Below are 22,864 nucleotides of genomic sequence, written 5' to 3'. Positions count from 1 at the left end.
TCGCATGCGCCGCGTCGTTATCACTGGTCTGGGCATCGTTTCGTGCCTGGGCAATGACAAAGAGACCGTCTCCGCTAACCTGCGTGCAAGCCGCCCTGGCATCCGGTTCAACCCGGAATATGCTGAAATGGGTCTGCGTAGCCAGGTTTCCGGCTCCATCGACCTCAACCTTGAAGAGCTGATCGATCGCAAGATCTATCGCTTCGTCGGCCATGCAGCGGCTTACGCCTACCTGGCCATGAAAGACGCCATCACTGACTCCGGCCTGACCGAAGAGCAGGTGTCCAACCCGCGTACCGGCCTGATCGCCGGTTCCGGCGGTGCCTCCACGCTGAACCAGATGGAAGCGCTGGACATCCTCCGTGAGAAAGGCGTGAAGCGCGTTGGCCCGTACCGCGTCACGCGGACCATGAGCAGCACCGTTTCCGCTTGTCTGGCCACGCCGTTCAAGATCAAGGGCCTGAACTACTCCATCGCTTCTGCCTGCGCCACCAGTGCTCACTGCATCGGTACCGCCATGGAACAGATCCAGATGGGCAAGCAGGACATCGTCTTCGCCGGTGGCGGTGAAGAAGAGCACTGGAGCCAGTCGTTCCTGTTCGACGCGATGGGCGCTCTGTCCAGCAAGCGCAACGACACCCCGGAACAAGCTTCCCGCGCCTACGACAAGGACCGCGACGGTTTCGTCATCGCTGGCGGCGGCGGCATGGTTGTCGTCGAAGAGCTGGAACACGCTCTGGCCCGTGGCGCGAAGATCTACGCCGAGATCGTCGGCTACGGCGCAACGTCCGATGGCTACGACATGGTTGCCCCGAGCGGCGAAGGCGCGATCCGCTGCATGCAGCAGGCGCTGTCCACCGTCGACACCCCGATCGACTACCTGAACACCCATGGCACTTCGACTCCGGTCGGCGACGTCGCGGAAATGAAAGGTGTACGTGAAGTGTTCGGCGACAAGGCTCCAGCGATCAGCTCGACCAAGAGCCTGTCCGGTCACTCCCTGGGCGCCGCCGGCGTGCACGAAGCGATCTACTGCATGCTGATGATGGAAGGCAACTTCATTGCCGGCTCCGCCAACATCGACGAGCTCGACCCGGAAGTGGCCGATCTGCCGGTGCTGACCAAGACCCGCGAGAACGCCACCATCAACACCGTGATGAGCAACAGCTTCGGCTTTGGCGGCACCAACGCCACGCTGGTACTGAAGCGCTGGGAAGGCAAGTAATTCCCCACCGCTGAGCCGCACATGAAAACGCCCCGACTGGTTCGGGGCGTTTTTTTTGGCCTGCAGAAATCAGCCGGAAAACTTCCGGTCCGTGTTGTTGATCGTTCCCACGCTCTGCGTGGGAATGCAGCCCGTGACGCTCCGCGTCACTGGACGCGGAGCGTCCCCAGAGGCATTCCCACGCGGAGCGTGGGAACGATCAAAGACAGGGATCCAGAGCGTTCTGGAGATGAAACTTCTGTCATGAAACTTACTACCCTGCGACCGAATGTCGCGGTTTACGCGGCCTCCAGCACTGTTGCGAAATCCGCAACAACACCTTGCGCCAATTGGCGGTTTACTTAGCTGACTAACAAATCCTATAACAGAGTCCTGCACACGCCTTGGTGCAGTAACTTGAGATCTGGAGCTAGCAGATGACTGTAAAAGTAACTGAACGCGACGATTCACACATGTCCCACGAAGGCCTGGCCGCCGGCATCCGTATCTGGGATGTGCATCAACAAGACTTGCTGGTCGGCATGTTCCACAACGAAATAGATGCCCATAACTACAAGGCCGAACTGGAAGTGCAGGAACAGCAACGAGAACTGAAGTCCGCCTGAAACAACACAGCATTTGAAAACGACAAACCCCGCCATGAGCGGGGTTCGTCGTTGTTACAGCCGAGGCTTTACCACATCAGATCGTCAGGGATCTGGTACGCCGCGTACGGATCGTCCTCGGCGTTGACCTCTTCGGTCTGCACGTTGAGCTGGACGATGCGCTGCGGGTCGCGCTCCTGGATCTTCAGCGCCGCTTCACGGGGAATCACTTCATAGCCGCCGTTGTGATGCACGATCGCCAGCGAACCGCTACTGAGCTTGTTGCGCATCAGCGTGTTGACCGAGATGCGCTTGACCTTCTTGTCGTCGACGAAGTTGTAGTAGTCCTCGGTGGTCAGCTTGGGCAGACGCGAGACTTCGATCAACTGCTTGACCTGCGCGGCGCGGGCCTTGGCCTCGGCCTTCTCCTGCTGCTGACGGTTCAGCTCCTGGTCGCGCTTGACCTTCTCGGCCATGGCTTCCTGGGCGGCGCGCTGCTGCGAATCGTCCAGCTCGGCCTGGCCTTTGTGGGCCAGGCGTTGTTGCTTCTGCTTGTCTTTGCTGACCTGCTTGGCCTGCTTTTGGTTGACCAGGCCTGCTTGGAGCAACTGGTCGCGAAGGGAAAGGCTCATCAATGCTTACTCACTTGGGCAACGGCTCAGCCGCAGCTGGGCTCATTCTTTTCCTGGCGTTTGGCTTCGCCCCACAGGGCGTCCAACTCTTCGAGGGTGCAATCTTCCATGGGACGGTGGGTGTCGCGCAATGCCTGTTCGATAAAACGGAAACGTCTTTCAAACTTGCCGTTGGCGCCGCGCAAGGCGGTTTCCGGATCGACCTTCAGATGCCGGGCCAGATTGACCACGGAAAACAGCAGATCGCCGATCTCGTCGGCCACCGCCACCGGATCGTTTTCGGACATGGCTTCGAGCACTTCATCGAGCTCTTCGCGGACCTTGTCGAGGACCGGCAAGGCATCCGGCCAGTCGAAACCGACCTGCCCGGCGCGCTTCTGCAACTTGGCTGAGCGCGACAGTGCCGGCAAGGTGGCCGGCACATCATCAAGCAAGGACAACTGCTCGGGCGCAGAGGCTTTCTCGGCGCGCTCTTCGGCCTTGATCTCTTCCCAGCGCTGCTTGACCTGCTCTTCGCTCAAGCGCGGCACGTCGAGCGGCGCGTACAGGTCGCCCGTCGGGAACACATGCGGATGACGACGGATCAGTTTACGCGTGATGCTGTCGATCACCCCGGCGAATTCGAACCGCCCTTCTTCCTTGGCCAACTGGCTGTAATACACCACCTGAAACAGCAGATCGCCCAACTCGCCTTGCAAATGGTCGAGATCGCCACGCTCGATGGCATCGGCCACTTCATAGGCTTCTTCGAGGGTGTGCGGGACGATGGTCGCGTAGGTTTGCTTGATGTCCCACGGACAACCGAACTGCGGATCGCGCAGGCGGGACATCAGGTGGAGCAGGTCTTCGAGGGTGTACATCATTTTTCCGTCTCACCGCATAACCATTGTGGGAGCGAGCCTGCTCGCGAAAGCGCTGTGTCTGCAACAAAGATGTCGACTGACACGCCCTCTTCGCGAGCAGGCTCGCTCCCACAGGGAACAATCAATTGCATCACGGGGTACGGTTACGCCGGGTTTCGATGATGTTCGGCAATTGCGAAATCCGCCCCAGCAGCCGTCCCAGCGCATCCAGACCGGGGATCTCGATGGTCAGCGACATCAGCGCAGTGTTGTCTTCCTTGTTCGAGCGGGTGTTGACCGCCAGCACGTTGATGCGCTCGTTGAGCAGCACCTGCGAGACGTCACGCAGCAGCCCGGAACGGTCGTAGGCGCGGATGATGATGTCCACCGGATAGGTGAGCACCGGCACCGGGCCCCAGCTGACCTGAATGATCCGCTCCGGCTCGCGCCCGCCCAGTTGCAGCACCGAGGCGCAGTCCTGACGGTGAATGCTCACGCCACGGCCCTGGGTGATGTAACCGACAATCGCATCGCCCGGCAGCGGCTGGCAGCAGCCGGCCATTTGCGTCATCAGGTTGCCGACGCCCTGGATCTGGATATCGCCGCGCTTGCCCGGCTTGTAACCGGTCGCCTTGCGCGGAATCAGCTCCAACTGTTCGTTGCCGCGCTCCGGTTCGACCAGTTGCTGCGCGAGGTTGACCAGATGCGCCTGACGCAGGTCGCCGGCACCGAGGGCGGCGAACATGTCTTCGGCGGTTTTCATGTTGGCCTTTTCGGCCAGCTTGTCGAAATCCACCGCCGGCAGGCCGAGGCGATTGAGTTCACGCTCGATCAGGGTTTTACCGGCCGCGACGTTCTGATCGCGAGCCTGCAACTTGAACCAGTGAACGATTTTCGCCCGCGCGCGCGAGGTGGTGACGTAACCGAGGTTCGGGTTCAGCCAGTCGCGGCTCGGCGTGCCGTGCTTGCTGGTGATGATCTCGACCTGCTCGCCGGTCTGCAGGCTGTAGTTCAACGGCACGATACGGCCGTTGATCTTCGCGCCCCGGCAGTTGTGGCCGATTTCGGTGTGTACCCGATAGGCGAAATCCAGCGGCGTCGCGCCTTTCGGCAAGTCGATGGCGTGACCGTCGGGAGTGAAGATGTAGACCCGATCGGGCTCGATATCGACGCGCAGTTGTTCGGCCAGACCGCCGATATCGCCCAGCTCTTCGTGCCATTCGAGGACCTGACGCAGCCAGGAAATTTTCTCTTCGTAATGGTTCGAGCCGGATTTGACGTCGGTGCCCTTGTAGCGCCAGTGCGCGCAGACGCCGAGTTCGGCTTCTTCGTGCATGGAGTGGGTGCGGATCTGCACCTCGAGGACCTTGCCTTCCGGACCGATCACCGCCGTGTGCAGCGAGCGGTAGCCGTTCTCTTTCGGGTTGGCGATGTAGTCGTCGAATTCTTTCGGGATGTGCCGCCACAGGGTGTGGACGATGCCGAGCGCGGTGTAGCAGTCGCGCATTTCCGGCACCAGCACGCGCACCGCGCGAACGTCATAGATCTGGCTGAATTCCAGACCCTTGCGCTGCATTTTGCGCCAGATCGAGTAGATGTGTTTGGCCCGGCCGCTGATGTCGGCGTCGACGCCGGTGGCCTGCAGTTCGTCCTTGAGCTGGGTCATCACGTCGCTGATGAAACGCTCGCGATCCAGCCGCCGCTCGTGGAGCAACTTGGCGATCTGCTTGTATTGATCGGGTTCGAGATAGCGGAAGGACAAGTCCTCCAGCTCCCATTTGATGTGACCGATGCCGAGGCGATGCGCCAGTGGCGCATAGATGTCGAAGACTTCGCGAGCGACGCGGTTGCGCTTTTCATCGTCGGCGGTTTTCACCGCACGGATCGCGCAGGTGCGTTCGGCCAGTTTGATCAGCGCAACGCGCACATCATCGACCATGGCCACGAGCATCTTGCGCAGGTTCTCGACCTGCCCTTGGGTGCCCATGACCATCGATTGCCGTGGGCTGAGACTGGCGCTGATGGCCGCCATGCGCTGCACGCCGTCGATCAGCTTGGCCACTACCGGACCGAAGCGCTGGCCGATGGCCGCCAGCTCTATCTGGCCTTCGCGCACGCCGCGATACAACACGGCGGCGACCAGTGAATCCTGATCGAGCTTGAGGTCGGCGAGGATCTCGGCGATCTCAAGGCCCGTGCTGAAACTGCCGGAGCCTTCGGCCCACAGGTTCTTCTTCGCATTGGACTGCTGTTCGGCCTCGCGAGCGAACTCGCAGGCTTCTTTCAAGGCCTCGCGATCCAGTGCCAGATCGACACTGACCGCGTGATCGAGCCAGGCCTCGAGATTGATACTGCCGTCGGTGTTGATCGGCTGGTGTGCTCTCACCTGTACCATGCTGCTTTACCTTCCCTACGACGCAGATTCAATGCGTCAAATCGCTGATCCTCAGTGTCCGTTCGCGCTCGCGGGGCTCAGGCGAGCGCTGCGCGGACAGATCAGACGGATTCAGACGAGCCGTCCTGGCTCGCTTCAAATAACGCCATGGCCTCGACATGTGCCGTCTGAGGAAACATATCGAGAATCCCGGCACGTTTTAACCGGTAGCCCTGCTTGATCAATTCCTGCGTGTCGCGCGCAAGCGTGGCCGGGTTGCACGACACGTATACCAACCGTTTGGCACCCAGGGTCGCGAGCTTGCGCACCACCTCGAAAGCACCGTCACGCGGTGGGTCCAAGAGTACCGCAGAAAAGCCGTTTCCGATCCACTGGGCATCGCTCAAAGGCTGGGATAAATCGGCTTGAAAAAACTTTGTGTTATGCAAATTGTTACTGATGGCATTCGCAGCGGCACGCTCGACCATGGTCTGCACACCCTCCACCGCCACCACTTCACGGACGCCTTTGGCCAGCGGTAGCGCAAAATTTCCCAACCCGCAAAACAGGTCGAGCACGCGTTCTTCAGCCGTCGGTTTCAACCAGTCCAGCGCCTGGGCGATCATCGCTTCGTTGACCCCGGCGTTGACCTGAACAAAATCTCCCGGCCGATAAGCCAGCTCGAGATTCCACTGTTCCAGGCGATAACCGAGGCTCTGACCGGCCTCGACCGGTTGCGGTTCACCTTCGCCATGCAACCACAACTGCGCTTCATGAAACCGGCAGAAATCCTTGAGGATGCTCAGATCCGCTTCGGACAACGGCGCCATGTGTCGCAGCAATACCACCAGTGATGAGCCGCTGAACAACTCGACATGGCCCAACGCTTGCGGTTTGCTCAAACGCCGCAGCATCTCCGGCAAGCGGGTCATGATCGGTTGCAAGGGCTGTACCAGCACCGGGCATTCGCTGATCGCGACGATGTCCTGACTGCCGGCGGCGCGGAAACCCACTTCGAGTTTTTTTGCCTTCATGTCCCAGCGCACGGCGATGCGCGCGCGCCGACGGTAACCGAATTCCGGGCCGGTCAGCGGCGCCGCCCACTCTTCAGGTTCGACACCGGCCACCCGCGACAATTGCTCGGCGAGCATGCGCTGTTTCAGGGCGAGTTGTTCAGCGTGGGGCAAGTGCTGAACGCTGCAACCGCCACAGCGGCCGAAGTGTGGGCATGCTGCCGGGCGCCGCAACTCGCTGGCCTTGAACACGCGCTCGGTGCGCGCCTCGACCACTTTGCCGTGGGCGCCGAGCACCCGTGCTTCGACCTCTTCACCGGCAAGGGCGCCGAGGACGAACCAGGTTTTGCCTTCGAAAAACGCGATACCGCGACCGTCATTGGCCAGGCGCTCGATACTCAAGCGCTGCTTTTTGCCGGTCGGGATCTGTGGCGCCTTGCTGCCGCCGGTGGGCTGGAAGCGCAGGCCTCTCTCGTGTTTGGCCATCAGTTCGGCGCGTCGAAAATGCCGGTCGACAGGTAACGGTCGCCACGGTCGCAGATGATCGCGACGATCACCGCGTTTTCAACTTCTTTGGACAAGCGCAGCATCGCTGCCACCGCACCGCCCGAGGACACGCCGCAGAAGATGCCTTCTTCGCGGGCCAGGCGCCGGGTAACGTCTTCGGCTTCGCTTTGCGCCATGTCGACGATGCGATCGACGCGGTCAGCCTGATAGATCTTCGGCAGGTATTCCTGCGGCCAGCGGCGGATGCCCGGAATGGCCGAGCCTTCCATCGGTTGCAGACCGACGATCTGCACGCTGTCGCTCTGCTCTTTGAGGTAGCGCGACACGCCCATGATGGTGCCGGTGGTGCCCATCGAACTGACGAAATGGGTGATGCTGCCCTGGGTCTGACGCCAGATTTCCGGGCCGGTGGTGGTGTAGTGCGCTTCCGGGTTGTCGCCATTGGCGAACTGGTCGAGCACCTTGCCACGGCCTTCGGCTTCCATACGCTGGGCCAGATCGCGGGCGCCTTCCATGCCCTCTTCCTGAGTCACCAGGATCAGCTCGGCACCGTAAGCGGTCATCGCTGCCTTGCGCTCGGCACTGGAGTTGTCCGGCATGATCAGGATCATCTTGTAACCCTTGATCGCAGCGGCCATCGCCAGCGCGATGCCGGTGTTGCCGGAGGTCGCCTCGATCAGCGTATCGCCGGGATTGATCTGCCCGCGCAACTCGGCGCGAGTGATCATCGACAACGCCGGGCGGTCCTTGACCGAACCCGCCGGGTTGTTCCCTTCGAGCTTGAGCAAAAGGGTGTTGCTGGTGGCGCCGGGCAGGCGCTGCAAACGCACCAGCGGCGTGTTGCCGACGCAATCGGCGATGGTTGGGTACTGCAGGGTCATGGCGTATTCGCAATCCAGACGTGCGGGGGCGCCTATCATACCGGCAAACCCGCGCAGGCCATATCACGCAAAGTGCGGTGCTTATGGTTTATGGGAATAAGCGAATAAAAGTCGCGCCAGTGGTGCGACTTTTATTTGCGCAACACTCAGTTCTCGTGGTGCTGCTTGGAATTCGCGAGCAGGCTCGCTCCCACGGGGATGAATGTTGCTTATGCGATCTGCGGTGAATGCACAGCCATTGTGGGAGCGAGCCTGCTCGCGATAGCGTCAGTCGGCGCAACACCATCATCCGCCAACAAGCGCAAATTCAACCGCAGCCCCGCCCCGGTGTTTTCCGCCCAGAGCAACCCGCCCTGCCGTTGCACCGCGTTGCGGGCAATGCTCAATCCCAAGCCAAAGCCACCATCCCCGGGTCTTGATCCGTCCAATCGAATGAACGGCGAAAAGATCCGCTGCAGATCTTCGTCAGCCAAGCCGCCGCCCTGATCCTCCAGCCATAAATGCCAATACTCGCCATCGCGCCGTGCATCGAGACGCACAATCCCGCCCTCGGGCGAGTGACGAATGGCGTTGCGCAGGATGTTTTCCAGCGCTTGCGCCAGGGTATTGAGGTTGCCCCGCACCCAACACGATGCTTCGACCGAGCATTGCAGTTGCAGACTCGGCCAGCCGCTTTCATAACAGGCGTTGTCGGTGAGCATTTCCCACAGCGCCTGAATCTGGATCGCTTCATCCGGCAACGGTGAGCGGTCGGTGTCGAGCCAGGCCAGTTGCAGGGTGTCTTCGACCAAACGTTGCATGCCGTCGACTTCGCGGCCGATGCGTTCGCGCAGTTGCGGCAAGCCCTGTTCGCTTTCGCTGGCCACGCGCAGGCGGCTCAGCGGCGTGCGCAGTTCGTGAGACAAGTCGCGCAACAACTGCTGCTGCAAGGCGACCGTGGTTTGCAGGCGCTCGGACATGGAATCGAAGGCCCGCGCCAGCTCACCGAGTTCATCCGGGCGCTGGGTGATGCCGCTCGACAGGCGCACATTCAACTGGTCGGCGCGCCAGGCGTTGGCCTGTTCGCGCAGGTTGTTCAGCGGCACCACCAACAGGCGATACAGGCCGACGCAGAGCAACAGGGTGAACAGCCCGGGAATCACACCGTTGGTGATCACCCGCCAGAACACCCGGTACTTGCCCGGAACAAAGCGTTCGGGCAACTCGATGACCAGAATGCCGGCGGCCGGATCCTGCGGGAACGGTACCCGCAGCCAAGGTCGGCCCTTCTTGTGGATCGGCCAGTCGAGGCCGCGCAAAAAGGTCAGGTGCTGCACCTCTGCCGCGTTCAACGGCTGGCTGCTCAGCGACTGCAAATCAGCGCCGATCACGCCGACCCAACTGGCCTCGCGCAATTCCATGCTCTGCAACCAGTCATCGACGCCATTGCGCCCGCCGCGCTGCCACGCCTGTTCGGCTTGCGCGGCATAACGGCTGAGGGTGCTGCGCGCGTCACTGGAGAGGAACTGATTGCGCTCCTCCATGTAGCGGCCCCACGACCAGCTCAGCCAGATCATCAGCAGACAGAACGCCACCAGCAGGCACGCCAGTTTCCAGAACAGCGAATGCCGCCCCGGCAGCTCAGACAGTTTCATCAGCGCCACTCAAGACATAGCCCTTGCCCCACACCGTGCGCACTTCGCGCTCGGTGTAACCGATGGCTTTGAGTTTGCGGCGGATCTGGCTGATGTGCATGTCGAGGCTGCGGTCGTGCGCCGCAAAGCCGCGTTGCAGGACATGCTGATAAAGGAAGGCCTTGCTCAGCACCTCCTCGTTGTTGCGGTGCAGGGTTTCCAGCAGACGGAATTCGCTGCGGGTCAGCCCGGCCGCTTGCTCGCGGAAAAACACGTCGCACTGTTCGTCATCGAAACGCAGGGCGCCGCTGACCACCGCAGCGGTAACCGCAGGCGGGCGCCGATCCAGCGCCACGCGGCGCAGAATCGCTTCGATGCGCACATGCAACTCGGCCATGCTGAACGGCTTGGGCAGATAGTCATCAGCACCGAGGCGGAAACCACTGATGCGATCGGCCTCGGCACCCAGCGCCGACATCAGCAACACCGGCGTCGAATGGCTCTGCCGCAATTGCGTCAACAACTGCAGACCATCGAGCCCCGGCAGCAGAATATCCATCAGCACCACGTCGAAAGGCTGACGCTGGGCGATGTTCAGACCTTCCTGGCCGTTCTGGCACCAGGTCACCTGAAAACCGCTGCGGCCCAGATGCTCGTGCACATACGCGCCGAGGACCGGATCGTCTTCAATGGAAAGGATGCGTGGCTGGCCAACGGAAACAGGAGTCATGAGTATCTGCAAGTAATTCTCAGTTGGCGGATTATTCAAGATTGTCCGACAGCGGGCAACACAAGCTTGGCCTGTCGGACGAACGAGTGCGTGGGCGGCGCTGCATTTTCCGCAAGATTGCCCGCCTGCAAATCGCTACACTGCGCCCATGTCGCGTGCCGGATGCACGCATGTGTCAACAGATCAGCGGGATGCGGGAGATAGGCGTGCTCAAGAAACTGGGAATCAAAGGTCGCGTGCTGTTGCTGACCTTGTTGCCGACCAGCCTGATGGCGCTGGTGCTGGGTGGCTATTTCACCTGGACGCAGCAGACCGACCTGCACAGCCAATTGATGCAGCGCGGCGAAATGATCGCCGAGCAACTGGCGCCGCTGGTGGCGCCGGCGATGGGTCACGGCGACGCCGATCTGCTTGAACGCATCGCCACCCAGTCCCTTGAACAACCCGACGTGCGTGCGGTGACTTTCCTCGCGGCGGACCGCTCGCCACTGGCCCACGCCGGCCCGACCATGCTAAATCAGGCACCAAGCGGCGACAGCGCGCTGCTGCAACGACGCAGCGGCAATGACGCGACGCGCTACCTGATGCCGGTGTTCGGCAAGCATCGCAACCTCGCCGGCGAAATCATTCCCGAAGAATCCGAACGGCTGCTCGGCTGGGTCGAGCTGGAGCTGTCGCACAACGGCATGTTGCTGCGCGGTTATCGCAGCCTGTTCGCCAGCCTGCTGCTGATCGCCGCCGGACTTGCCGGCGCCGCCCTCCTCGCGTTGCGCATGGGCCGCACCATCAACCGTCCGCTGAGCCAGATCAAACAAGCGGTCGCGCAACTCAAGGACGGTCACCTGGAAACCCGCTTGCCGCCCCTCGGCAGTCAGGAGCTGGACGAACTGGCCTCGGGCATCAACCGCATGGCCGGCACCCTGCAGAATGCTCGCGAAGAATTGCAGCACAGCGTCGATCAGGCCACCGAAGACGTGCGGCAGAATCTGGAAACCATCGAGATCCAGAACATCGAACTGGACCTGGCGCGCAAAGAAGCGCTGGAAGCCAGCCGGATCAAATCCGAATTCCTCGCCAACATGAGCCACGAGATCCGCACGCCGCTCAACGGCATTCTCGGCTTCACTCACCTGTTGCAGAAAAGCGAACTGACCCCGCGCCAGCTCGACTATCTGGGCACCATCGAAAAGTCCGCCGACAGCCTGTTGGGAATCATCAACGAGATTCTCGACTTCTCGAAAATCGAGGCCGGCAAACTGGTACTCGATCACATTCCGTTCAACCTGCGCGACCTGTTGCAGGACACCCTGACCATCCTCGCCCCGGCGGCGCACGCCAAGCAGCTTGAGCTGGTCAGCCTGGTCTATCGCGATACACCGCTGTCGCTGGTCGGCGATCCGCTGCGCCTGAAGCAGATCCTCACCAACCTGGTCAGCAACGCGATCAAGTTCACCCGTGAAGGCACCATCGTCGCCCGGGCGATGCTCGAAGACGAACACGAAGACAGCGTGCAACTGCGCATCAGCATTCAGGACACCGGCATCGGTCTGTCGAGTCAGGATGTGCGCGCGCTGTTCCAGGCTTTCAGTCAGGCCGACAATTCGCTGTCGCGCCAACCCGGCGGCACCGGGCTGGGGCTGGTGATTTCCAAGCGCCTGATCGAGCAGATGGGCGGCGAGATTGGCGTCGACAGCACGCCGGGCGAGGGCTCGGAATTCTGGATCAGCCTGAGCCTGCCCAAGACTCGCGACGACGCCGAAGACCTGCCCGCCGCGCCATTGCTCGGACGCCGCGTGGCGGTGCTGGAAAATCACGAACTGGCGCGTCAGGCCTTGCAACATCAGCTGGAAGACTGCGGACTGCAAGTTACGCCGTTCAATACTCTGGAGAGCCTGAGCAATGGCGTCACCGGCGCGCATCAGACCGATCAGGCGATCGATCTGGCGGTGATCGGCATCACCAGCAACGACATGCTCCCGGAACGCTTGAACCAGCACATCTGGGACCTCGAACACTTGGGCTGCAAAGTGCTGGTGCTGTGCCCGACCACCGAACAGACGCTATTTCATCTGTCGGTACCCAACCCGCACAGCCAGCTGCAAGCCAAACCGGCATGTACGCGCAAGCTGCGCCGGGCGCTGTCCGATCTGGTCAATCCGCGCCAGCCCCGCAGCGAACCGGGCGAGCCGCTGTCCAGCCGTGCGCCGCGCGTGCTGTGTGTCGACGACAACCCGGCGAATCTGTTGCTGGTGCAGACCCTGCTCGAAGACATGGGCGCCCGCGTGCTCGCGGTGGAAAGCGGTTACGCAGCAGTCAAAGCGGTGCAAAGCGAATCTTTCGATCTGGTGTTGATGGACGTGCAGATGCCAGGCATGGATGGCCGCCAGACCACGGAAACCATTCGCCAGTGGGAAAGCGAGCGGCATTGCACGCCGCTGCCGATCGTCGCCCTCACTGCCCACGCCATGGCCAATGAAAAACGCGCGCTGCTGCAAAGCGGCATGGACGACTACCTGACTAAACCGATCAGCGAGCGGCAACTGGCGCAGGTGGTGTTGAAGTGGACCGGACTGGCCCTGCGCAATCAGGCACCGGATCGCAGCGGCGACAGCACGGCGAGTCAGCAGGAACTGCCAGTGCTCGATCACGAAGAAGGCTTGCGTCTGGCGGCCGGCAAGGCGGATCTGGCGGCGGACATGCTCGCCATGCTGCTGGCCTCGCTGGAAGCCGACCGCGAAGCGATTCGCGCCGCGCGTGACAGCCACGACCAGAATGCCCTGCTCGAACGCGTGCACCGTTTGCACGGCGCCACCCGTTATTGCGGCGTGCCGCAACTGCGCGCCGCCTGCCAGCGCAGCGAAACCCTGCTCAAGCAGGACGATCCGAAAGCCGCCGCCGCACTGGATGAACTGGAGCGCTCGATCAATCGACTCGCGGCGCAGGCGCGCATCAGCGCTTGATCCATGGCAAGGCGCTGCACGCGCAAAGCGCTACAGTTGTCGCGGGCCGTTGCGGCCCGCGTCGATGTTCCAGGAGGATTCATGCGCACGATCATTTTCAGCAGCCAGACCTACGACCACGACAGCTTCCTCGCCGCCGACTGCCCGGCCGGGCTTGAACTGCATTTTCAAGCGGCGCGACTCAGCCTCGATACGGCGGCGTTGGCCGAGCAGCACGAAGTGGTCTGCGCGTTCATCAATGACGACCTCAGCGCCCCGGTGCTCGAACGCCTCGCTGCCGGCGGCACGCGGCTGATTGCCCTGCGTTCGGCGGGTTACAACCATGTCGACCTGCCAGCGGCGAAACGCCTTGGCCTGGCCGTGGTTCGTGTGCCGGCCTACTCGCCGCACGCCGTGGCCGAACATGCGGTGGCGCTGATCCTCGCCCTCAATCGTCGTTTGCATCGCGCCTACAACCGCACCCGCGAAGGCGATTTCAGCCTGCACGGCCTGACCGGTTTCGATCTGGTCGGCAAAACCGTCGGCATCGTCGGCACCGGGCAGATTGGTGCGACCTTCGCGAAAATCATGCACGGCTTCGGCTGTGAATTGCTCGCTTACGATCCGTATCCCAACCCCGAGGTGCTGGCGTTGGGCGCACGTTATCTGAGCCTGCCGGAATTGCTCGCGCAGTCGCGGATCATCAGTCTGCATTGCCCGCTCAACGAACAGAGCAAGCACCTGATCAATCGCGACTCACTGGCGCACATGCAGGCCGGGGCGATGCTGATCAACACCGGGCGTGGCGGGCTGGTGGACACGCCAGCGCTGATCGACGCGCTCAAGGACGGCCAACTCGGTTATCTGGGGCTGGATGTTTACGAGGAAGAGGCGCAGCTGTTTTTCGAGGATCGCTCCGACCTGCCGTTGCAGGACGATGTGTTGGCGCGTCTGCTGACGTTTCCCAACGTGATCATCACCGCGCATCAGGCGTTTCTGACCCGCGAGGCGCTGGGCGCGATTGCCGCGACCACCCTGCACAACATCGCGACCTGGGCGGCGGGTACGCCGCAGAACCAGGTCGAGGGTTGAACGGTTTTACTTGGACAGCGAAGACGCCAGGATCAGCAAGCCCAGCCAGCCGAAGCCGAGCAGGCGCTGCTTGCTGGAATGGCCGTTGCGCAGCAGGAACCAGACGAAAAACGCCGGTAGCAGAAACACCATGATTTTCAGCCAGCCTTCCACCGGGCGGCTGCCATCGGCGTTGAGCGGTTGTTGTTCCTGGCGGGCCTGTTCCGCAGCCTGCTGACGACGGCGACGCCCCGCTGCTGCCGGCATCACTTTGGGTAAAGGCTCGGACACTGGCGGCGCAACCGCCTCGGGCACTGCGTTGTTGCGTGGCAGGCTGCCGAAGGAAATCGTCGAGGCTTGCACCGGTGCCGCCGTCGATTGCGCCTGCATGGCGGCGTGCTCGGCCATCGGCGCGCCGCAGTGAATGCACACCAGCGCTTCGGAACTGATGCTCCGCTTGCATTCATAACATTCGATCAGCGCCATGTTCCGTTCCTTCAGATTCGGGGGCCGGCAGTTTGCCATGACTGTCGGCGCATTTGAACCGGATCGAAGGTCGCACGCGTGCATCATTCTGCAATCGAGCCCGTGATAGCATGTCGCGCATATTTGGAGGACCCATGGTCGAACACGATTTCCGCTACACCCTGATGAACCCGCAACACACCCTCACCGAATGCCGCGCCCTGGTTCCGGGCCGCTATCAGGTGACCGGCAACGGTGGCTCGATCCGCATCGGCGATGCCCTGTTGGTCACGCTCAAAGGCAGCAAGGATTTGTCCATGCGCCTGACCGTCGACACGGTGCGCCACCTTATCAATCCGCCAGGCCAATGGACCGCGATGACCACAGGCCCGGTGTTCGGCGAACTGGCCATTCACACCTGGCAGGTCAACTGCGACAGCTGCGCGAAAGAGCTGAGCTTCGAATTCGCCGTGGATGCCAAACTCGGCAAGTCCGCTGAGAAACCCGCCGCCACCGCGCGCATCGCCGAGCTGGGCTGGAAAGCCGTCGGCGACAAGCACCTGTGCCCGAAATGCCAGGAGCCTGCGTGATGAAACGCCTCGCCCTGACCGCACTGATCGGTGTCGGCCTGGTCGGTTGCGCCGCAGAGCCGGTGCAACTGCAGCACAACCGCAGCTACATTCTGGAATGGATCGGCGAGCGGCCATTGATGGATTACAGCCATCTGACCGTGACCCTCGGCGATGACGGCCGCGCCTACGGCAACGGCGGCTGCAACCATTGGTTCGCGCCTTACACGCAGGACGGCGACAAGCTGAGCTTCGGCAAAATCGGCAAGACCCGCAAGCTCTGCGCCCCGGCGTTGATGGAGCAGGAACAACGCTTTTTGCAGGCGCTGGAAAAAGTCGAGCGCTGGGACATTTCGCCCATCGAGCAGATACGCTTCTGGCCGGCTCAGGGCAAACCGTTGCGCTGGTGGCTGGAAGAGGGCTGAGCCCCTTCTACGCCCGCAGGGGTCACCTGTGGCGAGGGGATTCATCCCCGTTGGGTCGCGAAGCGGCCCCCTGCGCAGTTCCAGGCGAACTGCAAATTCAGGGCTGCTACGCAGCCCAACGGGGATGAATCCCCTCGCCACAGGTTACTTGTTCCGCAACGCCTCCAGCTTCGCCAGCACCCCCGCCGCCGTCTGCTCACCCAGCAACTGCTCACGCACCTTGCCCTTGTCATCAATGATGAAGGTCACCGGCAGCGCCTCACTGCGCGGCAGGTCGAACAGCTCGGCCGGATCCTGCGCCAGCACGGTGAACTTGATGCCGAGCTTTTCACTCGCCTCTTTCAGTTCCGCGCCCTGCACATTGTCGAAGTTGACCCCGAACACCCCGACATTCTTGCTCTTGAGCTCATCAGCCAAATGATTCAGCTCGGGAATTTCCGTGCGGCACGGGCCGCACCATTCAGCCCAGTAATTGAGCACCACCCACTGCTTGTCCAGACGTTCGGACGCTACCTTCTGGCCGTTCTGGTCGATGCCGTAATCATTGCCGCAGCCCCCCAGCATCAACGCCCCGATTATCGTCAATGCCGCTGCCAATCGCCGTGTCATGTCGTGTTCCTTGTGAAAATTCGAAAGCGCCTGCGACCCATCGCCTCTGACGGTTCTGGATTGCGCGCCGCACAGTTAGAATAGCCGCCACTTTACGCCAGAAGCGACCCGCCATGACCGATCTGACGCTTTATCACAATCCGCGCTGCTCGAAATCCCGCGGCGCGCTGGAACTGCTCGAAGCCCGCGGCTTGACTCCGACTGTCGTGCGCTACCTGGAAACGCCGCTCAGCGCCACGCAGATCAAGGCCCTGCTCGGCAAGCTCGGGATCAGCGCGCGGCAACTGCTGCGCAGCGGTGAAGAGGAATACAAAACCCTGAACCTGGCCGACGCCAGCCTCAGCGAGCAGCAATTGATCGACGCCATCGCCGCACACCCGAAACTCATGGAGCGGCCGATTCTGGAAGTCGGCGACAAGGCCGTCATCGGTCGCCCGCCGGAAAACGTGCTGGAGTTGTTGCCATGAGCACGCCGTACATTCTGGTTCTCTATTACAGCCGCAACGGTTCGACCAACGAGATGGCCCGGCAGATCGCCCGGGGCATCGAGCAGGCCGGAATGGAAGCGCGTCTGCGCACAGTGCCGGCGATTTCCACCGAGTGCGAAGCGGTGGCGGCGGAGATTCCCGCTGAGGGCGCGCTCTACGCCAGCCTCGATGATCTGAAGAACTGCGCCGGCCTCGCCTTGGGCAGTCCGACGCGTTTCGGCAACATGGCCGCGCCGCTCAAGTACTTCCTCGACGGCACCAGCAACCTCTGGCTGACCGGCGCGCTGGTCGGCAAACCGGCCGGCGTGTTCACCTCCACCGCCAGCCTGCACGGCGGTCAGGAAACCACGCTGTTGTCGATGATGTTGCCGCTGTTGCATCACGGCATGTTGATCACCGGCCTGCCCTACAGTGAATCGGCCCTGCTCGAAACCGAAGGTGGCGGCACGCCTTATGGCGCCAGCCATCACGCCGGTGCCGACGGCAAAAACGGTCTCGACCAGCACGAAGTGGCGCTGTGTCGCGCACTCGGTCTGCGCCTGGCGAAAACCGCGCAGAAACTGGTGGGCTGATGGCGAAGAAGCCGAAAGTCCTGCCCTCGATAGAGTGGCTTGAGCCACGGGTGAAGGCGATGCGCGTGCTCAGCCTGCTGAGCTTTTTCGCCCTCGCCGGTTTGCTGGCGGCTTATTACCTGCTGTTCGCCGACCTGCATGGCGCGCGGCCTTGGGTGATTCTGCTGGTCGAGCTGATCCCGTGGCTGGTGCTCGCCCCGGCGATGATCATGGGCAGCGCCCGTGGCCATTCGTGGATGTGTTTTGTGGTGAACCTGTATTTCATCAAAGGCGCACTGGCGGCGTACGACCCCAACCGGCAGCTGTTCGGCCTGCTGGAAATGGCCGCGAGCCTGGCGGTGTTCTGCTCGGCGCTGTTGTATGTGCGCTGGCGCTATCAGTTGAATCGCAAATTGGCGGGTGAAGGCGAGATCAGCGTCGCCTGACCAAGCGCCATCAGTTGCTCCACCGATCGTTCCCACGCTCTGCGTGGGAATGCATCCAGAGACGCTCTGCGTCTCAGGGACGCGGAGCGTCCCGGGCGGCGTTCCCACGCGGAGCATGGGAACGATCGGATTGACTCAATGGTTGACGGTATAGGCGAGCATCATCGAAATCTGGCTCATCGGCCGTCCGCCGCTCTGTTCGTGCCATTGGTTGAACGCGTTTTGCACCGTCGCCAGATCACGCTGGCTGGTCGGCACTTTGTCGACGATCTTCTGTGCATTCAACGCTGCGACCACGTCGTAGCTCGGCACGAACGTGTCCTTGCCGACCATGCGCAAAAAGCGTGGCGCCGACAGCCCGCCGAGTTGGTGGCCGTGCTTTTTCAGGTAGGTCCACAGGCCGACGATATCGGTCACCGGCCAGTCGGCGATCAGCGCGCCGAAGCTGCCCTTGTCTTTTTCCACATCGAGAATGAACTGCGCATTGCGCGGCACGCTTTTCAGCTTGCCGAGGTGGCGGATGATCCGCGCGTCCTGCATCAGCCGCTCAAGGTGTTCGGCGCTCATCAGCACGACTTTTTCCGGATCGAACTTGAAGAACACCTCTTCGAACGCCGGCCACTTGGCGTCGACCAGGCTGTGCTTGAGCCCGGCGCGAAATACCCGCAGGGCCATGGTCGAGAGGTAGCGGTCGTCGCGGATCTTGCGCAGTTGTGCGGGGGTCTTGGGAACGGGCAGATGGGCTTCCAGTTCAGCCGCCGAACCGAAACGGTTCAGACAGTATTCGTGCAGCCACTTGTAATCGCGCATGCCCTCTCCTGAGGTTTGGAAATGAATAACACCTGCAGAAGCAGGCCCCTGTGGCGAGGGGATTCATCCCCGCTGGGCTGCGCAGCAGACCCCGAGATTTTGGGGCCGCTTCGCGCCCCAGCGGGGATGAATCCCCTCGCCACAGGGCTCGCTTCTACAGGTTGTGTTTACAGATTGACGACATTGACGAAACGCGAAGCCGCGGTCTCGTCGATCTTCAGGCTGGTGAAGTCGAACAGGTTGCGGTCGGCCAGTTGCGACGGCACCACGTTCTGCAGGCTGCGGAAAATCGATTCGGTGCGGCCCGGGGTCTTGCGGTCCCAGTCCTGGAGCATTTCCTTGACCACCTGGCGCTGCAGGTTTTCCTGCGAGCCGCAGAGGTTGCACGGGATGATCGGAAATTGCTTGAGGTCCGAGTAGGCCTGAATGTCCTTCTCGTTGCAGTACGCCAGCGGGCGGATCACCACGTTGCGGCCATCGTCGGCGCGCAGCTTCGGCGGCATCGCTTTCAGGGTGCCGTTGAAGAACATGTTGAGGAAGAACGTTTCGACGATGTCGTCGCGGTGATGACCGAGGGCCATTTTCGTCGCGCCGATTTCGTCAGCAAAGGTGTACAGGGTGCCGCGACGCAGGCGCGAGCACAGCGAACAGGTGGTCTTGCCTTCCGGCACCAGTTCCTTGACCACCGAGTAAGTGTCCTTCTCGACGATGTGATACTCGATGCCCAGTTCTTTCAGGTAGGCCGGCAGCACGTGCTCGGGAAAGCCCGGCTGTTTCTGGTCCATGTTCACCGCGACGATGTCGAACTTGATCGGTGCAACCTTCTGCAGGTGCATCAGCACGTCAAGCATGGTGTAGCTGTCCTTGCCCCCGGACAGGCAGACCATGACCTTGTCGCCATCTTCGATCATGTTGAAATCGGCGACCGCTTCGCCGGCCAGGCGGCGCAGGCGCTTTTGCAGTTTGTTCTGGTTGACCGTAAGAGTGCCCATGACGCGAAATCCGTGAGGTGTGACGAAAGGCCGGCATTTTACGCAAAAACCCCAGTAGCGCGAAGCATCTGTGGCGAGGGGATTTATCCCCGCTGGGTTGCGAAGCAGCCCTGAAACCCGAGAACTCGTATCGCCTGACACTGCTCGGTGAATGGCTTGGCGACTGCTGCGCAGCCGAACGGGGATGAATCCCCTCGCCACAAAAGTGTTTCGACCTCAAAAATGCCTTCCCCGCAAGACCCCGAGGCGATTACCTGCAATGTTTACAGCGCGATTTGCTCTAAGCCCGGCATACCGGTGCGCTGGAGTCCTTCCTATACTGCGACATAAGGTCGCACACGTCTTTAGACCCGTATTTGCTCGGCCACCTTGGCCCGTAGGCGCTCCGTTGGGGGGCGATGGCAATGACAAGAGGAGTGAATGGCATGATCCATCACGTAGTGGGACTGTTTACCCACCCCGATCAGGAATGGAAGGAGATTCGTGGCGACCAAGAGGAAAGCATCAGCCACATGTACCTGACGCACACGCTGATTCTGGCGGCGATCCCCGCTGTGTCGGCGTTCATCGGCACGACCCAGGTCGGTTGGGTGATCGGCAATCGCGCGCCGGTGATGCTCACGTTCGAAAGTGCCTTGTGGATGACCATCATGTCGTACCTGGCGATGCTCGGCGGGGTCGCGGTGATGGGCGCCTTCGTGCATTGGATGGCACGCACCTATGACGCCAATCCAAGCCTGGCCCGTTGCGTGGCATTTGCCACTTACACCGCGACACCGTTGTTTGTCGGCGGCCTGGCGGCGCTGTATCCGCACATGTGGCTGGGGATGATCGTCGGCACAGCGGCCATCTGCTACACGGTGTATCTGTTGTATGTCGGCCTGCCGACCTTCATGAACATCCCTTCGGATGAAGGTTTCCTGTTTTCCAGCTCGGTGCTCGCCGTCGGCCTGGTAGTGCTGGTGGCGATCATGGCGTTCACCGTGATTGTCTGGGGCCTGGGTGTCGGCCCGGTCTATACCAACTGACCTGTTTCCTGCCTGAGAAAAACAACATCTGCCAATACAGGCCGCCGCAAGGCGGCCTTCTCGTTGGGCAACGACCATTCGGCAGGTCGGCGATTCGCAAGTCGCCGGGGTTGCGGCATACTCGGCGTCTCTGGAGATCCATCAAGCATGCCCGAGCAACTCAATACCCGCGTCGAAGATTGTTACCAACTCGCTGAATCCTTTTTCAAACGCTCCTTCAAACGCCCCGTCGTCAGCCTCAAGCTGCGCGGGCAGAAAGCCGGTGTCGCGCATCTGCACGAGAACCTGCTGCGCTTCAACCCGCAGCTGTACCGGGAAAACACCGAGCACTTCCTCAAGCAGACCGTGGCACACGAAGTCGCTCACCTGATCGCTCATCAACTGTTCGGCGACCGCATCCAGCCCCATGGCGAGGAGTGGCAACTGATCATGCGCGGCGTCTACGAATTGCCGCCGGATCGCTGCCACACCTATGAAATCAAGCGGCGCAGCGTGACCCGCTATATCTACAAATGCCCGTGCCCCGACAGTGATTTCCCGTTTACCGCCCAGCGCCATGGTCTGGTGCGGCAAGGGCGGCGGTATCTGTGCCGGCGCTGCCGCAGTACGCTGGTGTTCAGTGGTGAGATGCGGGTGGAATAGTTGCTTTCTGCGGTGCCCTGACTGGCCCCTTCGCGAGCAGGCTCGCTCCCACAGGGGAATGCATTTCAATGTGGGAGCGAGCCTGCTCGCGAAGGCGGCGGCATGGGCGCTACAGAATCACCTTGGCCGAACGCAACTCGGCGATCCGCCCAGCACTCAAGCCCAGCTCCCCCAACACCTCATCCGTATGCTGCCCCAACCCGGCGCCAACATGCCTTGGCGCCGGCAACGCCTCAGAAAATTTCAACGGACAGGCCATCTGCGCCTGCGTCGTGCCATCTCCGCGCGGCACCTGCGTCACCAGCTTCCGCGCCTGCATTTGCGGATGGCGCAGCGCCTCGCCCAGACTCAATACCGGCTCGACACAGGCATCGACCCCGGCGAACAACTCACACAGTTCTGCAAAATCATGCCGCTCGAATTCGATCCGCAACGCCTCTTTCAAGGCCTGTTGTTGCTCAGGCCTGGGCGACAACCCGTGCGCCGCCAGTTCCGGCCGGCCCAGCGCTGTGCACAATTGCTGCATGAAGGCCGGCTCCAGACTGCCCACCGACATCCAGCGCCCATCCCGGGTACGGTAATAATCGTAAAAGCTGCCGCCATTAAGCATCTGGTCTTCCCGGCCCGGTTCCACGCCGCAGGCCAGATAGCCAGCGCCGGCCATGGCGTTCAGGCTGAACGCGCAGTCGGTCATGCTCACATCCAGATGGGTGCCCTGCCCGGTTTGCTGACGGGCAATCACCGCTGCCAGCAAGCCGATCACGCCGTGTAGCGAGCCGCCCGCCACGTCCGCCACCTGCATGCCCAGCGGCAACGGCCCGCTGTCGGCGCGCCCGGTATAGCTGGCAAGCCCGGCCAGCGCGAGATAGTTGATGTCATGCCCGGCGCGTTCCTTGTACGGCCCGGTCTGGCCGTAACCGCTGATCGACACATAAATCAGCTTTGGATTGATCGCTTTCAACGCTTCGTAACCCAGGCCCAGACGCTCCATCACCCCGGGGCGAAACTGCTCAAGGACGATGTCGTACTCGCCCAGCAGTTGCTTGATGATCTGCAGCGCTTCGGGCTGTTTCAGATCAAGCGCCAGACTGCGCTTGTTGCGGTTCAGATAAGCGTGACTGGCCGAGACACCGCCATCATGCGGCGGCAGCACCCGCAGCAGATCCATACGGGTTGGCGATTCGATGCGCAGCACCTCGGCGCCCATGTCCGCCAGCAGCAACGAGGCGAACGGCCCCGGCAGCAAGGTCGAGAAATCGAGAATCTTCAGTGAGGCCAGCGGTGCAGACATGGGCGAACTCCTTGGGCGATGTACTCAGCCTAGGCAGCCATCGTCGATGCGGCAATCACCGCAAATGTCAGCAGGTGTGACCGTTGCGCTCAAATTCCGGGCAAGAAAAAACCCCTGTGGCGAGGGGATTTATCCCC

Annotated in this window: 23 protein-coding genes; 11 read left to right on the top strand and 12 right to left on the bottom strand. The window is 61.7% G+C overall.

Annotated elements, in window-relative coordinates; translation table 11 throughout:
• Positions 1–4: 4 nt before the first annotated feature.
• Positions 5–1,225, top strand: coding sequence for a beta-ketoacyl-ACP synthase I (gene fabB / locus D8U82_RS15245; protein WP_016773647.1), 1,221 nt, complete (start codon positions 5–7; stop codon positions 1,223–1,225).
• Between the two features lie 416 nt (positions 1,226–1,641).
• Positions 1,642–1,830, top strand: coding sequence for a hypothetical protein (locus D8U82_RS15240; RefSeq protein ID WP_016773646.1), 189 nt, complete (start codon positions 1,642–1,644; stop codon positions 1,828–1,830).
• Positions 1,831–1,898: 68 nt separating this feature from the next.
• Here the strand turns inward: D8U82_RS15240 and D8U82_RS15235 are convergent, their stop codons facing one another.
• From D8U82_RS15235 to D8U82_RS15205, 7 genes are all read right to left on the bottom strand, one after another.
• Positions 1,899–2,441 (bottom strand): DUF2058 domain-containing protein, encoded by a 543-nt coding sequence (locus tag D8U82_RS15235; RefSeq protein ID WP_130902454.1) that lies wholly within the window; start codon positions 2,439–2,441, stop codon positions 1,899–1,901.
• 26 nt (positions 2,442–2,467) lie between these two features.
• Positions 2,468–3,301, bottom strand: coding sequence for a nucleoside triphosphate pyrophosphohydrolase (mazG, locus tag D8U82_RS15230; protein WP_130902453.1), 834 nt, complete (start codon positions 3,299–3,301; stop codon positions 2,468–2,470).
• 133 nt (positions 3,302–3,434) lie between these two features.
• The gene (gene relA / locus D8U82_RS15225) at positions 3,435–5,678 is read right to left on the bottom strand and encodes a GTP diphosphokinase (RefSeq protein ID WP_041479585.1); all 2,244 of its coding nucleotides are present in this window, start codon (positions 5,676–5,678) and stop codon (positions 3,435–3,437) included.
• A 101-nt stretch (positions 5,679–5,779) separates the two neighbouring features.
• Positions 5,780–7,156, bottom strand: coding sequence for a 23S rRNA (uracil(1939)-C(5))-methyltransferase RlmD (rlmD, locus tag D8U82_RS15220; protein ID WP_130902452.1), 1,377 nt, complete (start codon positions 7,154–7,156; stop codon positions 5,780–5,782).
• On the bottom strand, positions 7,156–8,058 hold the full coding sequence (gene cysM / locus D8U82_RS15215; RefSeq protein ID WP_039757833.1) for a cysteine synthase CysM: 903 nt from the start codon (positions 8,056–8,058) through the stop codon (positions 7,156–7,158). The genes rlmD and cysM overlap by 1 nt, the downstream gene beginning before the upstream one ends.
• 209 nt (positions 8,059–8,267) lie before the next feature.
• Positions 8,268–9,692 (bottom strand): sensor histidine kinase, encoded by a 1,425-nt coding sequence (locus D8U82_RS15210; protein WP_130902451.1) that lies wholly within the window; start codon positions 9,690–9,692, stop codon positions 8,268–8,270.
• Entirely contained in the window at positions 9,679–10,401 is a 723-nt protein-coding gene (locus D8U82_RS15205) for a response regulator transcription factor (RefSeq protein ID WP_076563844.1), read from the bottom strand. The genes D8U82_RS15210 and D8U82_RS15205 overlap by 14 nt, the downstream gene beginning before the upstream one ends.
• Positions 10,402–10,607: 206 nt before the next feature.
• Between D8U82_RS15205 and D8U82_RS15200 the strand changes: the two genes are divergently transcribed.
• Positions 10,608–13,361, top strand: coding sequence for a response regulator (locus D8U82_RS15200; RefSeq protein WP_130902450.1), 2,754 nt, complete (start codon positions 10,608–10,610; stop codon positions 13,359–13,361).
• Between the two features lie 81 nt (positions 13,362–13,442).
• Positions 13,443–14,432, top strand: a complete 990-nt coding sequence (locus D8U82_RS15195) for a 2-hydroxyacid dehydrogenase (RefSeq protein WP_130902449.1) — start codon at positions 13,443–13,445, stop codon at positions 14,430–14,432.
• Positions 14,433–14,438: 6 nt separating this feature from the next.
• Here the strand turns inward: D8U82_RS15195 and D8U82_RS15190 are convergent, their stop codons facing one another.
• Entirely contained in the window at positions 14,439–14,897 is a 459-nt protein-coding gene (locus tag D8U82_RS15190) for a hypothetical protein (protein WP_122611647.1), read from the bottom strand.
• 134 nt (positions 14,898–15,031) lie between these two features.
• On the opposite strand from D8U82_RS15190, the gene D8U82_RS15185 reads away from it, so the two are divergent.
• Positions 15,032–15,466 carry a hypothetical protein gene (locus D8U82_RS15185; RefSeq protein WP_016773638.1) on the top strand — a complete coding sequence of 145 codons (435 nt, stop codon included), beginning with the start codon at positions 15,032–15,034 and terminating at the stop codon, positions 15,464–15,466.
• Complete coding sequence (locus D8U82_RS15180; RefSeq protein WP_016773637.1) at positions 15,466–15,870, top strand: META domain-containing protein; 405 nt, start codon at positions 15,466–15,468, stop codon at positions 15,868–15,870. The genes D8U82_RS15185 and D8U82_RS15180 overlap by 1 nt, the downstream gene beginning before the upstream one ends.
• A gap of 144 nt (positions 15,871–16,014) precedes the next feature.
• On the opposite strand, the gene D8U82_RS15175 is transcribed toward D8U82_RS15180, so the two are convergent.
• Positions 16,015–16,479: a TlpA disulfide reductase family protein gene (locus D8U82_RS15175; protein ID WP_123443635.1), complete on the bottom strand. Its 465-nt coding sequence runs from the start codon at positions 16,477–16,479 to the stop codon at positions 16,015–16,017.
• A gap of 113 nt (positions 16,480–16,592) precedes the next feature.
• Between D8U82_RS15175 and arsC the strand changes: the two genes are divergently transcribed.
• The 3 genes from arsC to D8U82_RS15160 are packed head-to-tail and all read left to right on the top strand — an operon-like array spanning position 16,593 to position 17,964.
• Entirely contained in the window at positions 16,593–16,946 is a 354-nt protein-coding gene (arsC, locus tag D8U82_RS15170) for an arsenate reductase (glutaredoxin) (protein WP_016773635.1), read from the top strand.
• Positions 16,943–17,539 carry an NAD(P)H:quinone oxidoreductase gene (gene wrbA, locus D8U82_RS15165; protein WP_041479575.1) on the top strand — a complete coding sequence of 199 codons (597 nt, stop codon included), beginning with the start codon at positions 16,943–16,945 and terminating at the stop codon, positions 17,537–17,539. The genes arsC and wrbA overlap by 4 nt, the downstream gene beginning before the upstream one ends.
• On the top strand, positions 17,539–17,964 hold the full coding sequence (locus tag D8U82_RS15160; protein WP_073472188.1) for a DUF2069 domain-containing protein: 426 nt from the start codon (positions 17,539–17,541) through the stop codon (positions 17,962–17,964). Before wrbA ends, D8U82_RS15160 begins: the two co-directional genes overlap by 1 nt.
• A 135-nt stretch (positions 17,965–18,099) precedes the next feature.
• On the opposite strand, the gene D8U82_RS15155 is transcribed toward D8U82_RS15160, so the two are convergent.
• Positions 18,100–18,774, bottom strand: a complete 675-nt coding sequence (locus D8U82_RS15155) for a DNA-3-methyladenine glycosylase I (protein ID WP_016773632.1) — start codon at positions 18,772–18,774, stop codon at positions 18,100–18,102.
• 167 nt (positions 18,775–18,941) lie between these two features.
• A complete protein-coding gene (ttcA, locus tag D8U82_RS15150) occupies positions 18,942–19,766 on the bottom strand; it encodes a tRNA 2-thiocytidine(32) synthetase TtcA (RefSeq protein WP_024013975.1) in 825 nt (274 codons plus the stop codon).
• Positions 19,767–20,191: 425 nt separating this feature from the next.
• Between ttcA and D8U82_RS15145 the strand changes: the two genes are divergently transcribed.
• Both D8U82_RS15145 and D8U82_RS15140 read left to right on the top strand, forming a co-directional pair.
• Positions 20,192–20,794: a Yip1 family protein gene (locus D8U82_RS15145; protein WP_016773629.1), complete on the top strand. Its 603-nt coding sequence runs from the start codon at positions 20,192–20,194 to the stop codon at positions 20,792–20,794.
• A gap of 147 nt (positions 20,795–20,941) precedes the next feature.
• On the top strand, positions 20,942–21,436 hold the full coding sequence (locus tag D8U82_RS15140; protein ID WP_024013976.1) for a SprT family zinc-dependent metalloprotease: 495 nt from the start codon (positions 20,942–20,944) through the stop codon (positions 21,434–21,436).
• A 109-nt stretch (positions 21,437–21,545) separates the two neighbouring features.
• Here D8U82_RS15140 and D8U82_RS15135 read toward each other — a convergent pair whose 3' ends face one another.
• Complete coding sequence (locus tag D8U82_RS15135) at positions 21,546–22,727, bottom strand: CaiB/BaiF CoA-transferase family protein (protein ID WP_130902448.1); 1,182 nt, start codon at positions 22,725–22,727, stop codon at positions 21,546–21,548.
• Positions 22,728–22,864 lie beyond the last annotated feature (137 nt).

Origin of the sequence: Pseudomonas sp. Sample_23, from assembly GCF_004307595.1 — a bacterium.
Taxonomy (GTDB): Bacteria; Pseudomonadota; Gammaproteobacteria; order Pseudomonadales; family Pseudomonadaceae; genus Aquipseudomonas; species Aquipseudomonas atacamensis.
The sequence above is the reverse complement of the archived record's forward strand: the minus strand, read 5'-3'. Positions and strand labels throughout refer to the sequence as shown.